This window comes from Rhizobium sp. 768_B6_N1_8 (assembly GCF_051811225.1).
Lineage (GTDB): Bacteria > Pseudomonadota > Alphaproteobacteria > Rhizobiales > Rhizobiaceae > Rhizobium.
Genome location: NZ_JBPWPV010000001.1, coordinates 1,158,804 through 1,172,016 on the forward strand (window position 1 = coordinate 1,158,804; position 13,213 = coordinate 1,172,016).

General features: G+C 60.3%; 11 protein-coding genes. 5 read left to right on the forward strand and 6 right to left on the reverse strand.

Annotated elements, in window-relative coordinates; translation table 11 throughout:
• The first annotated feature begins 46 nt into the window (after positions 1–46).
• Complete coding sequence (locus AB8B33_RS05925; protein WP_439014672.1) at positions 47–730, forward strand: ABC transporter ATP-binding protein; 684 nt, start codon at positions 47–49, stop codon at positions 728–730.
• Positions 731–733: 3 nt separating this feature from the next.
• Here AB8B33_RS05925 and AB8B33_RS05930 read toward each other — a convergent pair whose 3' ends face one another.
• On the reverse strand, positions 734–1,195 hold the full coding sequence (locus AB8B33_RS05930; protein ID WP_439014673.1) for a DUF5680 domain-containing protein: 462 nt from the start codon (positions 1,193–1,195) through the stop codon (positions 734–736).
• Between the two features lie 313 nt (positions 1,196–1,508).
• Here AB8B33_RS05930 and dnaE point away from each other — a divergent pair, with 313 nt between their 5' ends.
• Entirely contained in the window at positions 1,509–5,006 is a 3,498-nt protein-coding gene (gene dnaE, locus AB8B33_RS05935; RefSeq protein ID WP_310382971.1) for a DNA polymerase III subunit alpha, read from the forward strand.
• A 41-nt stretch (positions 5,007–5,047) separates the two neighbouring features.
• Here dnaE and AB8B33_RS05940 read toward each other — a convergent pair whose 3' ends face one another.
• Complete coding sequence (locus tag AB8B33_RS05940) at positions 5,048–6,445, reverse strand: MFS transporter (protein WP_439014674.1); 1,398 nt, start codon at positions 6,443–6,445, stop codon at positions 5,048–5,050.
• A 142-nt stretch (positions 6,446–6,587) separates the two neighbouring features.
• On the opposite strand from AB8B33_RS05940, the gene AB8B33_RS05945 reads away from it, so the two are divergent.
• A complete protein-coding gene (locus AB8B33_RS05945; RefSeq protein WP_113324428.1) occupies positions 6,588–7,019 on the forward strand; it encodes a winged helix-turn-helix transcriptional regulator in 432 nt (143 codons plus the stop codon).
• A 3-nt stretch (positions 7,020–7,022) separates the two neighbouring features.
• Here the strand turns inward: AB8B33_RS05945 and AB8B33_RS05950 are convergent, their stop codons facing one another.
• A complete protein-coding gene (locus tag AB8B33_RS05950) occupies positions 7,023–8,273 on the reverse strand; it encodes a L,D-transpeptidase family protein (RefSeq protein WP_439014675.1) in 1,251 nt (416 codons plus the stop codon).
• 153 nt (positions 8,274–8,426) lie between these two features.
• Here AB8B33_RS05950 and AB8B33_RS05955 point away from each other — a divergent pair, with 153 nt between their 5' ends.
• The gene (locus tag AB8B33_RS05955) at positions 8,427–10,157 is read left to right on the forward strand and encodes a GNAT family N-acetyltransferase (RefSeq protein ID WP_439014676.1); all 1,731 of its coding nucleotides are present in this window, start codon (positions 8,427–8,429) and stop codon (positions 10,155–10,157) included.
• Between the two features lie 107 nt (positions 10,158–10,264).
• Here the strand turns inward: AB8B33_RS05955 and AB8B33_RS05960 are convergent, their stop codons facing one another.
• A complete protein-coding gene (locus AB8B33_RS05960; protein WP_439014677.1) occupies positions 10,265–11,554 on the reverse strand; it encodes a DNA polymerase IV in 1,290 nt (429 codons plus the stop codon).
• Between the two features lie 76 nt (positions 11,555–11,630).
• Between AB8B33_RS05960 and AB8B33_RS05965 the strand changes: the two genes are divergently transcribed.
• Positions 11,631–12,218 carry a GNAT family N-acetyltransferase gene (locus AB8B33_RS05965; RefSeq protein WP_439014678.1) on the forward strand — a complete coding sequence of 196 codons (588 nt, stop codon included), beginning with the start codon at positions 11,631–11,633 and terminating at the stop codon, positions 12,216–12,218.
• Here the strand turns inward: AB8B33_RS05965 and AB8B33_RS05970 are convergent.
• Both AB8B33_RS05970 and AB8B33_RS05975 read right to left on the reverse strand, forming a co-directional pair.
• Positions 12,193–12,918 (reverse strand): hypothetical protein, encoded by a 726-nt coding sequence (locus AB8B33_RS05970; RefSeq protein WP_439014679.1) that lies wholly within the window; start codon positions 12,916–12,918, stop codon positions 12,193–12,195. The two genes, AB8B33_RS05965 and AB8B33_RS05970, sit on opposite strands and share 26 nt — an antisense overlap.
• Positions 12,873–13,187, reverse strand: coding sequence for a DUF3572 domain-containing protein (locus AB8B33_RS05975; protein ID WP_113323300.1), 315 nt, complete (start codon positions 13,185–13,187; stop codon positions 12,873–12,875). Before AB8B33_RS05975 ends, AB8B33_RS05970 begins: the two co-directional genes overlap by 46 nt.
• Positions 13,188–13,213 lie beyond the last annotated feature (26 nt).

A 13,213-nucleotide genomic window follows, 5' to 3' on the forward strand; every position in this document is an offset into this window, starting at 1 on the left:
TGATCCAAGGTCAAATCCCCGGCCCAATCCAAGGAATGCCGCATTCATGAAACGCAACGTCGTTCTCAAGCTTTCGGGCGTCGAGCGCCATTACGGGCAGGGCGAAACGCTGCTGACCATCCTCAAGGGTGCGGATTTCACCCTGTCGAGCGGTGAGATGGTGGCGCTGGTGGCGCCGTCAGGCACCGGCAAGTCGACGCTGCTGCATGTCGCAGGGCTGCTGGAGCATCCTGACGGCGGCGAGGTAATGGTCAACGGTCGCCCCTGTGATGGCCTTTCCGATGACAAGCGCACGGCCATCCGCCGCGGTGAGATCGGCTTTGTTTATCAGTTCCATCACCTGCTGCCGGAATTCTCGGCGCAGGAGAACATCATGATGCCGCAGCTCATCGCCGGTCTCTCATGGAAGGAAGCGAGCGAGCGGGCAAAGATGCTTCTGGATTACATGCGCATCGGCCACCGCGGTACGCATCGCCCGGGCGAGCTTTCCGGCGGCGAGCAGCAGCGCGTGGCAATCGCTCGCGCCGTTGCCAATGCACCGAGCCTGCTTCTGGCCGACGAGCCGACCGGCAATCTCGACCCGGAAACCGCCAGCTATGTCTTCGACGCTCTCGAGGCTCTGGTGCGTCAGTCCGGCCTTGCCGCGCTGATCGCCACACACAACCACGAGCTCGCCCGGCGCATGGACCGGCGCGTGACGATCTCCGACGGCAAGGTCGTGGATTTCTGATTATCAGGGGATAATCAGCCCGCCGCGATAATCGAGCTCATAGGCCTTGTGACCATCGACAAGGATGAATTCATGGCCACGGAAATGCGTGCAGTCGCCTTCGCTCGTATCGACATAGCGCCCCAGCGAATGATCGAAGACCATGCCGCCGAGGAAGCGGCCTTGTTTGTAGAGCTGTGACAGCGCGGCGCTAATGATCGTGCCGGCGACAGTTCCGTCGATGATCCCGGGCTCGATGATCCGCCCGAAATAGTTCATCGCCCACACCGGCTTTTCCTCCAGCCACACCACTTCCTGACCGGCAAAATCCGTGCCGCCGAAATAGCTGTCGAGATAGCGCCAGATGCCGCGCTTGTAGCCGAGGTCATGGGCGCCGATCCGATAGGAAGGCTGTGCCTTGGCGCCGGCAACATAAGTCTGCGATTTGGCTTCGACAATGAAGCCGTTGAGTTCCTGCGTGTCCATCGTCCCACTGCTCCGATGTTAACCATGTCCCGCAGAAGCGGGGGGTAAACCTGTTGACAACAGAACATACATGGAACAAATTAAAAACATAAGAGCAAAAGGAGAGCCAAATGACTGACATGATCCGTGATATCGCAGCATTCACCTCCATCGCAATGTTCATTACCAGCTTCTCGCTGATCGTCATGGCAATGTAAGAATTCAGGGGATCGCATGGCAGCCATGCGGTCCCGAAGCAGGACTTTTTCTGGACAGAATCGCCGACAATGCCGACAATGCGCACTCTTCAGTGAGGCGGTTCGAAAGGCAGATCATGGCGGATGCGGAAAAAGGTGCTGCTGGCGCAGTCGTCGGCGGGAAACCGGGCTTCGTCCATCTGAGGGTCCACTCCGCCTATTCGCTGCTCGAGGGCGCGCTGCCCCTCAAAAAGATCCTCTACAAGGCATCGGGCGACAGCCAGCCGGCAATCGCCATCACCGATACCAACAATCTTTTCGTCGCCCTGGAATTTTCCCAGAAGGCGCTGGACGACGGTCTGCAGCCGATCATCGGCTGCCAGGTGTCGATCGACATGGAAGATGGCCTCGACACCGAGAAGCGGGGCGGTCAGCAGGCGCTGGTCAAATTGCCTTCGATCGTGCTTCTGTCCGCTACGGACGCAGGTTATGAGCGGCTGGTCGATCTCGTCAGCCGCGCTTATCTCGGCGGCGAGAGCAATCAGGCTGTCCATATCCGTTCCTCCTGGCTGGAGGAAATCGGTACCGAGGGGCTGATCGCTTTGACCGGTGCCTCGACCGGCCCTGTCGACATGCCGCTTAAGGACGGCCATGCTGCTGCGGCAGAGACGCGGCTGCTGGCGCTGAAGCGCCTCTTCGGTGACCGGCTCTATGTCGAGCTGCAGCGGCACGGAACCTACGACAAGCGGCACGAACAGAAGATCATCGGCCTTGCTTACAAGCATGATCTGCCGCTGGTGGCGACCAACGAGGCCTTCTTCCCAACACGAGACGATTACGACGCGCATGACGCGCTGATGGCGGTGGCGCACAACGCGATCGTTTCCGACGACAGCCGCTTCCGCCTCTCGCCGGACCATTATCTGAAGAGCCGTGCTGAGATGGAAAAGCTTTTCGCGGATCTGCCTGAGGCACTGGATAATACCGTCGAGATCGCAAGGCGCTGTTCCTTCATTCTGAAGACCCGCAAGCCGATCCTGCCGCGCTTCACCGGCGCGACCGATGATCCCGAGGAGGCCGAGCGCGCAGAATCGCTCGAACTTCGCCGCCAGGCGGAGGAGGGGCTGGACATGCGCCTTGCCGAGCTTGGAATGTCGGCCGGCTACGAGGAGAAGGATTATCGTGAACGGCTGGAATTCGAGCTCAGCGTCATCGAGCGCATGAAGTTTCCCGGCTACTTCCTGATCGTTGCGGATTTCATCAAATGGGCCAAGCAGCATGATATTCCGGTCGGTCCCGGCCGCGGTTCAGGTGCGGGTTCGCTCGTCGCCTATGCACTGACGATCACCGACGTCGATCCGCTGCGTTTCTCGCTGCTCTTCGAACGCTTCCTCAATCCGGAACGCGTCTCGATGCCCGACTTCGATATCGACTTCTGCCAGGACCGCCGCGAAGAGGTGATCCGCTACGTGCAGCAGAAATATGGTCGCGAGCAGGTGGCGCAGATCATCACCTTCGGTTCGTTGCAGGCGCGCGCCGCGCTGCGCGACGTCGGCCGCGTGCTGGAAATGCCCTACGGTCAGGTCGACAAGATCTGCAAGCTGGTGCCGAACAACCCGGCAAACCCGACGCCGCTTTCCAAGGCGATCGAGGAAGAGCCGAAGCTGCAGGAAGAGGCAGCCAAGGAACCGGTGGTTGCCCGCCTCCTGGATATCGCCCAGAAGATCGAAGGCCTCTACCGCCACGCCTCGACCCATGCCGCCGGCATCGTGATCGGCGACCGCCCGCTGTCGAAGCTCGTGCCGATGTACCGCGATCCGCGTTCCGACATGCCGGTCACCCAGTTCAACATGAAGTGGGTGGAACAGGCCGGTCTAGTCAAGTTCGACTTCCTCGGCCTGAAGACGCTGACCGTGCTCAAGGTCGCTGTCGACTTCTGCAGGAAGCGCGGCATTGAGGTCGATCTTCCCAAGATCCCGCTCGACGACAAGAAAACATACGAGATGCTTTCGCGCGGCGAGACGGTCGGCGTGTTCCAGGTTGAAAGTGCCGGCATGCGCAAGGCACTGATCGGCATGAAGCCAGACTGCATTGAGGACATCATCGCGCTGGTCGCGCTCTATCGCCCGGGTCCGATGGAAAACATTCCGACCTACAATGCCCGCAAGCATGGCGATGAAGAGCTGGAATCGATCCATCCGATGATCGATCATCTGCTCAAGGAAACGCAGGGCGTTATCGTCTACCAGGAGCAGGTGATGCAGATCGCCCAGGTCCTGTCGGGCTATTCGCTTGGCGAAGCCGATCTTCTGCGCCGCGCCATGGGTAAGAAGATCAAGGCAGAAATGGACCAGCAGCGCGAGCGCTTCGTCGTTGGCGCGGTCCAGAACGGCGTGTCGAAGCCGCAGGCCGACAACATCTTCGAACTGCTCGCAAAGTTCGCAAACTACGGCTTCAACAAGTCGCACGCTGCCGCCTACGCCATCGTCTCCTATCAGACGGCCTATATGAAGGCGCATTATCCGGTCGAATTCCTGGCCGCGTCGATGACGCTCGATATGTCGAACACCGAAAAGGTCAACGACTTCCGCCAGGATGCCAAGCGCCTGGGCATCGAGGTCATCGCGCCCTCCGTCCAGACCTCCTTCCGCCAGTTCGAGACCGGCGATAACCGTATCTATTACGCGCTTGCGGCTCTCAAGGGTGTCGGCGAATCCGCTGTCGATCACATCGTCGAAATGCGCGGCGATAAGCCCTTTGCCAGCATCGAGGATTTCTGCCTGCGGATCGATCCGCGCCAGGTGAACCGCCGCGTGCTGGAAAGCCTGATCTACGCCGGAGCCTTTGATTGCTTCAACCTGGATCGCGCCCAGCTTTCGGCCGGTCTCGACCGCGTGCTCGGCTATGCGCAGCGCGCCCAGGAAAACAAACTGAGCGGCCAGTCGGATATTTTCGGCGGTGCCCTATCCTCGGGCCCGGAAAAGATCGCCCTGCCGCCATTCTCGCCCTGGCTTGCCTCCGAGCGGCTACTCAAGGAGTTCCAGGTGCTGGGCTTCTACCTGACCGCCCATCCGCTCGACAGCTACAACAACATCCTTCAGAAGATGCGCGTACAGACCTTCGCGGATTTCTCGACGGCGGTGAAGCAAGGTGCTGCGAACGGGCGACTGGCGGGCACCGTCATTTCCAAGCAAGAGCGCAAGACGCGCACCGGCAACAAGATGGGCATCATCGTCTTCTCGGATTCCTCCGGCCAGTATGAAGCCGTGCTCTTCTCCGAAATGCTGAACCAGTATCGTGACATACTCGAGCCCGGGAAATCCTTCGTCATCACCGCGATCGGCGAAGAGCGGCCGGAAGGTGTCAGCCTGCGTCTGCAGACCATCCAGTCGCTGGAGGAAAAGTCGCTGCAGATGCAGAAGGCGCTACGCGTCTATGTCCGCGACTCCGGCCCGCTACGCGCCGTCGCCGCACATCTGAACGCCAAGGGCGACGGCCTCGTCTCCTTCATCGTCATCAAGGAGGAGGGCAAGCGCGAGGTCGAAGTGGTGCTGCAAGAGAAATATCGCATCACGCCCGAGATCGCAGCTGCGTTGCGGGCTGCTCCTGGCGTCGTCGACGTCGAACTCGTCTGAACGAAAAGTGCGACCGGCAGTGCACCGGTCGCCATTATTTTTCAGCCGGCCTGCAGACGGCAGGATGCATCCGCGCAGCGGCCTCTGCCGAAGCCCATGATGACCATGCCGATCAACGTCGCCGCTACCGGCACCAGCAAGGCGGTGCGCAGCGCTTCCAGGCGTTCGGATGGGCTGTCTCCATCGCCGAGAGCAAGTGTGCCGACGGCGCTGACGGCAGAGAGGCCGAGTGCCGCGCCGAACTGGAACGACGTATTCACCAGCCCGCTTGCCAGTCCCTGTTCGTTTTCGGCAATACCCTCAGTCGCAATGATCGTCAGCGGGCCGTAGCCAAGCGAGAAGGCCAGGCCGAGCAGGATCGTCGACGGCAGCATCGCCGCATAAGTCCAGTCGAGCCCCATACCAAGGAAGAGCGCGTAGCCCGCGATGGCAAAAGCAAAGCCGCCAAGCACCACGCGTCCATTACCGAAGCGCTCGACGAGCAGGGGCGTCAGCAGCGGCGCCAGAATGGCGTCCATGCCGATGACGATGAGGGCGAGGCTGGTTTCGAAAGAGGACCAGCCGAGCAGTTCCTGCAGGTAGAGCGAGACGATGAACTGGAAGCCGAAGAAGGCGCCGGTGAAGAGCATCGCTCCGAGGTTGGATTGTACCAAGGCGGCAGACCGGAAGATCCCGAACCGTACCAGCGGCGCCCGCGAATTGCGTTCGATCAGGATGAAGGCGAGCCAGAGCACAGCGCTCGCGCCTGCTGCTGCGATCGTCAAGGTTAGCTCACTGGTGGCATGTTCCAGCCGGGTCAGCGCATAGGCGGCAAGCAGCATGGCGCCAGTCAGGGTCACCGCACCGGCAATGTCGAACCTCTGGCGTGGGGTTGTGTCCTCCTTGTTCTCCACGATCAGCTTCATGCCGGCAACGAGCAGGATGGCGGAGAAGATAACAGGTGCGAAGAACACCCATCGCCAGCCGACAGCGGACAGAAGCCCGCCGATGACAAGGCCGAGGGAGAAGCCGGCTGATGCCGTGCCGGCATAGATCAGCACGGCCCTGTTACGCTGCGATCCCTCGCGAAAGCTGCCATTGATGAGCGCAAGCCCGGCGGGCGTCATGAAGGCGGCCGCTGCACCCGTCACGAAGCGGGCCGTCAGCAGCATCCAGCCCTCGGTCGCAAAGCCGCCGAGGCCGGAGAACAGCAGGAAGACGGTCAGTGCCGTCAGGAAGACCTTGCGCTTGCCGTACATGTCGGCGACGCGCCCGCCAAGCAGCATCATCCCGGCATAGGCAAGCACATAGGCCGAAACCACGGCGCTCAGCGTGGTGGTCGAAAGACCAAGCTCGGCCCGGATCGATGGAAGCGCGATATTGAGCATGGCCGCATCGACGCCTTCGAGAAAGATCGCGCCGCACAGAACGGCGAGCATTCCGGCGGCGCTGCGGCTCATTCTTCCGCTATCCACTGCCAGTGGAGGACTTGTAGACATTCTGATTTCCTTGTCGGTGAAGCAGGGAAGAGCGAGAATGGTTACATATTGATCCTCGGTTCCCTATTGTAACCAAGGCTGACATAAGGCATGGTTTGCAGCCATGGAAGAAGGCACTTCAAACTCACCGAGTGACTGCTGCAGCACCGACCGCGATTACGACGTCCACCAGTGGGATTCGCGGGAGGAATGTGAGGTGCGCCAGATCCTCGATCGCATCGCCGACAAATGGTCGCTGTTGGTCATTGCCCTGCTCGAAAAACGCACCTTGCGCTTTACCGAATTGCGCAAGAGCATCGATGGCATCAGCCAGCGCATGCTGACGACGACATTGCGTCAGCTCGAGCGTGACGGGCTGATCGAGCGGACAGTCTATCCCGTCGTTCCGCCAAGGGTTGACTATGCTCTGACGGAGCTCGGCTGCACGCTGCACGACACAATCAAGGCGCTCGTGGTCTGGACGGAAACGAACCAGGCAAAGATCATCTCCGCCCGCCGAAGCTACGATGAACGCGCCAGCGAGAAGCTTTGGTAGGCCTCAGCTCTCGCGGGTGATGGTGATGAATCCCGTGCCTTCGCCGGTTTCGGATCCGAGGCCGGTATCTGATATCGTCAGCGTTGAGCCGGGCGAGATCAGTGCATCGATCCGGTGACGGGTTTCTTCTGACATCGAGATGCGGCTGAGCGCTCTGGCGATTGAACGGCCGCTGATGATGGAGCTTTCCTGATTGGCGATGCCGAGCCGCTTCACCGTTTCGCGGGAGAGATTGTTCTCCAGCGTTACGCCCAGCCAGTCCGCCGTGCCGGCGGCCTCATTGACTGAATGCAGCGAGAAGAAGTGCGTGCCGAGAGCAAGACCCGGATCGGCGATGGTAATGGGCGCCTCGAAGAGCGGCTTGAAATCCTGGCGTACCATGATGACGCCATTCGGAGGCTCGCCTTTGCCTGCCGCGGCGTAAACTTCCTTAAGGAGAGTATCAGTGACCAGGCCCTTGTCACGGACAAATTCCGTTGGCCGCAGCGCCTTGAAGGCATTGATGGCCTGAACGGTCGCAGGACCGGCCAGCCCATCAGGCTCGCCGGCAGCAAAGCCGAGCTGGTTCAGCAGGGTCTGGATATCGATGACGTTTTCACGCAGCGTCCGACGCGTAATCAGCATGCTGATCGGCGCGCTATCCGCAGCAGGCGCCTGCAGCTGGAACTGCGGCATCGGCAGGGCAGCCGTCGTCTCGTTCATGGCGACCTGCACCTGCTTCTTCGCGTCACCTATGGACGGCCGCAGCTCCACGTCCGACAGCAGTGGTGCCGGTTCGGGCCGGTCGGGGCGGAACAGGGTCGGATGGTCAATCGGCTCTGGTATCAGCTCACTGTCGGTAATGATGACAGGCACGCCCATCTCGGTCATCTTGTAGAGCGATTTCGCAAAGGCGCCGGGCATGCGCACGCAGCCATGCGAGGCCGGATAGCGCGGCACGGAACTAGACTCGTGCAGCGCGATGCCGGACCATGTCAGCCGCTGCATGAAGGGCATCGGCGCGTTCGAATAGATGTTGGATTCGTGGTACTTCTGCTTCTCGATGACGGAGAAGATACCGCTCGGCGTCGTGTGCCCGTCCTTGCCGCTCGAGATCTTGGAGGTCGCCACGACCTCCGCACCGTCATAGACGGCCAGCGACTGCTTATCCTTGGACACGAAAATCTGCAGCGTGCGCGCGTCTGCTGCAAAAGCCGGATGGACAAGAGCGGTTGCCGACAGCAACCCGATAAGAACGCTTACACGCACAGACATGACGCAATACACCACATGCACAAAAACGACGCGAGTTAAGCACGCGAAGTTTAACGAAGGCTTGAATACGCGGCGCCGCTTTGATCACGAGATTGTGGGATATTCAATTTTATGCAAATCTAAAAAAGGAGAAGTCTTGGGGGAGACTTGGAAATGCATGTCGATATTGTTTCCGCGTTCGATGATCTGCATGCCCTGAAAGACAACTGGAACGAGGTCTATGCTGCCGATCCGGAGGGGAACTACTTCCTCTCCTGGCACTGGATCGTCAAATGGCTGGAGCGGCGCGCGTCGTGGTTCGTTCTCGCCGCCAGGCGGCAGGAGGGGGATGAACGATACGTGGCTTTCCTGCCCATCCAGCTGCATGTCGAATTCGAGGAAGGGCAGGGCCTCGTCAATATCCTGCGGCTCGGCGGCACACCCTATGCCGGCTATAACGGCCTCCTGACGCGTCCCGAGGATGTCGAAGCGGCGCTCAGCGCCTTTGCCGGTTGCCTCCAGACCTTCAATTGGAAACATCTCGATCTCGACGATGTCTATATATCCGAGGAGAGACTGAAGGCGCTCCTCGAGGCCTTTCCGGCTTCCGAATTTTCAAAGAGAAAGGTCGCTCGCAGGCCGCACATCACCTCGGTTGGTGAAAACATCGACCACGACGTCTATGTCTATGTGCCGCTCGGCGATGATTTCGAAACCTTCGTCGATGAGCGTTTCGGCTCGAAGACCCGGCGCAATGCGCGAAAAGCGCTGCGCGATCTGGTCGCGCCGCAGAACAAGCTGCGCATCACGCACGTCACGCCCGAGACGATGGAGCGCGACCTGGCGCTCTTTTACGAGATGTGGAACCTGCAATGGGGCGAGCGCCAGCCGCGCTACGGAAAGTTCATTCTCGACAACAGCCGTCATATGCTGCCGGCCTGCATCGAGCATGGCACGGTCTTCATGCCGATCCTCTGGCATCAGGACAAGCCGGTCGGCACCTTCATCATCTTCCTCGATCCCTACCGCAAGTCGATGATGTGCTTTCTCGGAAGCCGCGACCTGACCTTCCGCCACTCGATCAGCCCCGGCTTCATGCTCCATTGCTACAATCTGCGCTGGGCGATCGAAAATGGCTACCGCATCTACGACATGGGCACCGGCAATTACAGTTATAAGGATTTACTCGGATCGGAGCATCATATCGTCGAGAAGCTACAGATCTCGACGCTCACCGGCCGTAATATCGGCGACCGTCTCGATCCGCACTCGCTTGGCATCGCCATGCATCAGGCGGTGCATTTCTTCAGGAATGGAAACCCGACCGCCGCCGAACTCTGCTGCCGGCAGATCCTGGCCGTCGACGAGAAACATGCGCAAGCCAGCTCATTGCTGGCGAAAATCGAGGCGGCGCGGCGGCCAAGGTTGACCGGTGACCCCGAAACCCATTTCAGTGCTGCCGCCGAACGTCATCGGGCCGGCGATCTTACTGCTGCGGAAGCTGGCTATCGCGACGTGATCTTAGTCATGCCAGATCATTTCGATGCTCTGCAGCATCTGGCATTGCTTCTGTTGCAGAAGGGCGATCTGCGTGGCGCAGCAGTCTGCGTCGACAATGCGATCGAGGCGAAACCGACATCCGCCTCAGCCTATTGCAATCGCGGCAATATCCAGGCGCGGCTTTCGAATTTCGATGGCGCGCTTGCAAGTTACGATCGGGCAATCGCTCTCGATGCGGGTCACGCCATCGCTCTCAACAATCGCGGCAATGTTTTACGGCGACTGGGGCGCCACGATGAGGCGCTGGAAAGCTATGATCGTGCCATCGCGATCGAACCCGGTTATGCACAGGCTGCGAAGAACAGGGCGGCGGCACTACAGGAACTGGCCGCGGTGCCGGCCTAGAGCGCCGTGCGTCCATTCGGACGCACAAAGACGCTCTAACTCTTGGAATCTACGCATCAGGCTTTCCGAAAATCGATTCCGATTTTCGGAAAGCCTGATGCTGTAGGCTAGCGGTTCCCCTTGCCGCCAAAAGTATAGCCGGTTTCGACCGTGCCCTTGCCGAACTTGTCGCGCAACTTGTCCATGGCGGCTTCCGCCGCCGCGCGGCGGCCGGATTGCTGGTCGATGAGATCGGGCGGGTCGGCGCGGCCGGCATCGCCGAGATCGGTGACGCCAATGCCGATCAGGCGGAATTTCGTGCCGTCGGTTTCCTTCTCCAGAAGGTCGAGCCCCGTGCGGAAGATCTTGTCGGCAAGCTGTGTCGGGTCTTCAAGGCGCCGGTTGCGGGTGCGCGATTTGAAATCGGCCGTCTTCATCTTCAGCACCACCGTCTGGCCGGCAATGCCGTTCTTCTTCAGCCGCCAGGAGACCTTTTCCGAGAGGTTGCGCAGGATCGGCACCAGATCGTCATAACGAGAGATGTCATCGAAGAAGGTGGTTTCGGCTGAGACGCTCTTGGCGGCATCGTTGATATGCACCTCGCGGTCGTCGATGCCGCGCGACAAGCGGGAAAGCCGCTGGCCGATGCTGCCGTAACGACGCATCAGGTCGTTCTCTTCCATTTGCTGCAACTGGCCGATCGTGCGGATGCCGTCTGCTTCGAGCGTCGCGGCAAATGCCTTGCCGACGCCCCAGATGGTCGTCACGGGACGGGGCGCCAGAAACTCCACGGCTTCCTCGCGTCCGATGATGGAAAAACCACGCGGTTTCTGCAGATCGGAGGCGACCTTGGCGAGGAATTTGCAATAGGAAAGACCGACCGAGACGGTAATGCCGATCTCCTTTTCGACGCGGCGGGCAAACTTCGCCAGCGTGCGGGCCGGCGGATCGTGATGCAGCCGTTCCGTGCCGCCGAGTTCCAGGAAGGCCTCGTCGATGGAGAGCGGCTGCACAAGCGGTGTCAGTTCCTGCATCAGTGCGCGAACCTCCCGCCCGACCTTGACATATTTCTCCATGTCCGGGCGGATAACGACCGCCTGCGGGCAAGCCTCCAGCGCCTTGAACATCGGCATAGCCGAGCGTACGCCGTGGATGCGGGCGATGTAGCAGGCGGTGGAGACAACGCCGCGCTTGCCGCCGCCGATGATCACGGGTTTATCGGCGAGCTCCGGATTGTCGCGTTTCTCCACGGCGGCGTAAAAAGCGTCGCAGTCAATATGCGCGAGCGTCAGATCATAGAGCTCTTTGTGACGCACCAGACGCGGGCTGCCGCAAACATGGCAGCGACGCACGTCTCCCTTCTGCTCGGCAAGGCAGTCGCGACAGAAGCCGGGTGTCTTGTCAGATGCAGGCGCCATGGTGAGAACAAAGGTTGAACATTGCAACATTACGCCCTAAGCTTTTGAGTCTCAAGAGAGGGAGGACAGCTTGGCCGTGGATATCGATCTTCGTTTCGAACCTGTCACGGCCGAGCGCTGGGGCGATTTCGAAAAGCTGTTCGGCCCGCAGGGTGCCTTCTATAATTGTTGGTGCGTGGCACTGCGCCTTCCGCATGCCGTCCGCACGACGATGGAGCCTTCGGAGCGCAAGGCCCATATGCAGGGCCGCATTGAGGTGGGACCGCCGCCGGGCATTCTCTGTTATATCGAGGGCGAGCCTGTGGCCTGGGTTCAGGTGGGGCCGCGCCACGACGTGCCGCAGTTCAATTCGCCGCGAACGGTTTCGCGGCCACTCGAGGAGGGTGACGCTCATGATCCCTCTATCTGGGCAGTCAGTTGCTTCTTCCTGTTGCCGAAGCTGCGCGGAAAAGGCTTGAGCCACAGATTGCTTGCTGGTGCCGTCGATTATGCCCGCGGTCAGGGCGCACGGTTGCTGGAAGCCTGTCCGATCGACCATGTGAAGCAGTCGAAATCCGTCACGCTTTGCATCGGCTCCACGGCGATTTTCGACACGGCAGGTTTCGAAACGATCGCGCGGCGCAAGGACGGCCGGCCGCTCATGCGGCTGGATTTGCACGGCTGATCGTGTGTGCCGCAAGGTGTTGGTCGATGAGTTCGGCGGCATGAGCCCAGTCTCTCGCCCGCGCGATATTCTCGGCGGCGGCCGGCGCGAAGCGGTGAACGGGCGAATCCGGCATGAGATGGATGAGCAGGCAATCTGCCACATGCTCCTTCACGGAATGCAGGTTGCGCGCCATATCATCGATAAAGACGACAGGAAGATCGCGACCGCCATGCAGCGCCTGCACGATCGGTCCCTTCGGCTGTTCGCTGGCAAGCAACGGGAAGGTAAGGCCCGCGCTGTCGAGAAGGCGACGACGGTGGGCGGAAAACTGCGGTGGCATCGCGGTGAGGAACAGGACGTCGGCATCATCAGACAAGCGTTCGAGCGTCGAAACGACGGGATCCATAGGCGTCTGCCAGCTTTCCTGGGCTTCGAAGAATTCCAGGATCAGCCGGCTGACATGCTGATCCTCAAGCGCAACCCCGTCGGCCAGCGAGACGATGTTGCCATGAAGACGGAAGGAGCGCGGCAGAAATTCATGGCCGAGACTTTTGAGGTACAGTTGGAAAGGACCGATGAATTGCAGCACCACATCATCGACATCGCAGACGATGAGCGGCCTGTCGCCAAGGCGGATATGCGAGATGTCGAATTCGGCGCTGTTGCTCACGATCAGTATTCCCCAGAGTCGAGGCCGGGCGGCGAGAAGTGGCGCCATGCCCCAGTCAGCGCTTCCGGCGTCGTGTTCGTCGCCTCACAGAAGGCGATCGCCGTCGGCTCATGGTTCATGAGGAAATCCAGCATGCCGGCGAGAAAGCCAGGATCGTTGATGGCATTACGCACTTGCTGGGGTTCTACGCCTGTCAATGCCAGGAAGCGACCGAAGAGATCCGGGTCGTTCGCAAGCCAGCCAAGGACGGCGATGGCCGTTTCTTGCGGATCGGCTGCCGCCGCAAGTTGTTTCGAAGTCTTGAAATTGCTTTGCATTGCGGTGGTCGAGTTACCTTTTCTTC

Excerpts from the sequence above, each read along its gene's own strand:
- AB8B33_RS05925 (WP_439014672.1), top strand. The coding sequence starts at position 47 with ATGAAACGCAACGTCGTTCTCAAGCTTTCGGGCGTCGAGCGCCATTAC.
- dnaE (WP_310382971.1), top strand. The coding sequence starts at position 1,509 with ATGGCGGATGCGGAAAAAGGTGCTGCTGGCGCAGTCGTCGGCGGGAAA.
- AB8B33_RS05950 (WP_439014675.1), bottom strand. The coding sequence starts at position 8,273 with ATGTCTGTGCGTGTAAGCGTTCTTATCGGGTTGCTGTCGGCAACCGCT.
- AB8B33_RS05970 (WP_439014679.1), bottom strand. The coding sequence starts at position 12,918 with ATGGCGCCACTTCTCGCCGCCCGGCCTCGACTCTGGGGAATACTGATC.
- AB8B33_RS05945 (WP_113324428.1), top strand. The coding sequence starts at position 6,588 with ATGGAAGAAGGCACTTCAAACTCACCGAGTGACTGCTGCAGCACCGAC.
- AB8B33_RS05955 (WP_439014676.1), top strand. The coding sequence starts at position 8,427 with ATGCATGTCGATATTGTTTCCGCGTTCGATGATCTGCATGCCCTGAAA.
- AB8B33_RS05930 (WP_439014673.1), bottom strand. The coding sequence starts at position 1,195 with ATGGACACGCAGGAACTCAACGGCTTCATTGTCGAAGCCAAATCGCAG.
- AB8B33_RS05960 (WP_439014677.1), bottom strand. The coding sequence starts at position 11,554 with ATGGCGCCTGCATCTGACAAGACACCCGGCTTCTGTCGCGACTGCCTT.
- AB8B33_RS05975 (WP_113323300.1), bottom strand. The coding sequence starts at position 13,187 with ATGCAAAGCAATTTCAAGACTTCGAAACAACTTGCGGCGGCAGCCGAT.
- AB8B33_RS05940 (WP_439014674.1), bottom strand. The coding sequence starts at position 6,445 with ATGAGCCGCAGCGCCGCCGGAATGCTCGCCGTTCTGTGCGGCGCGATC.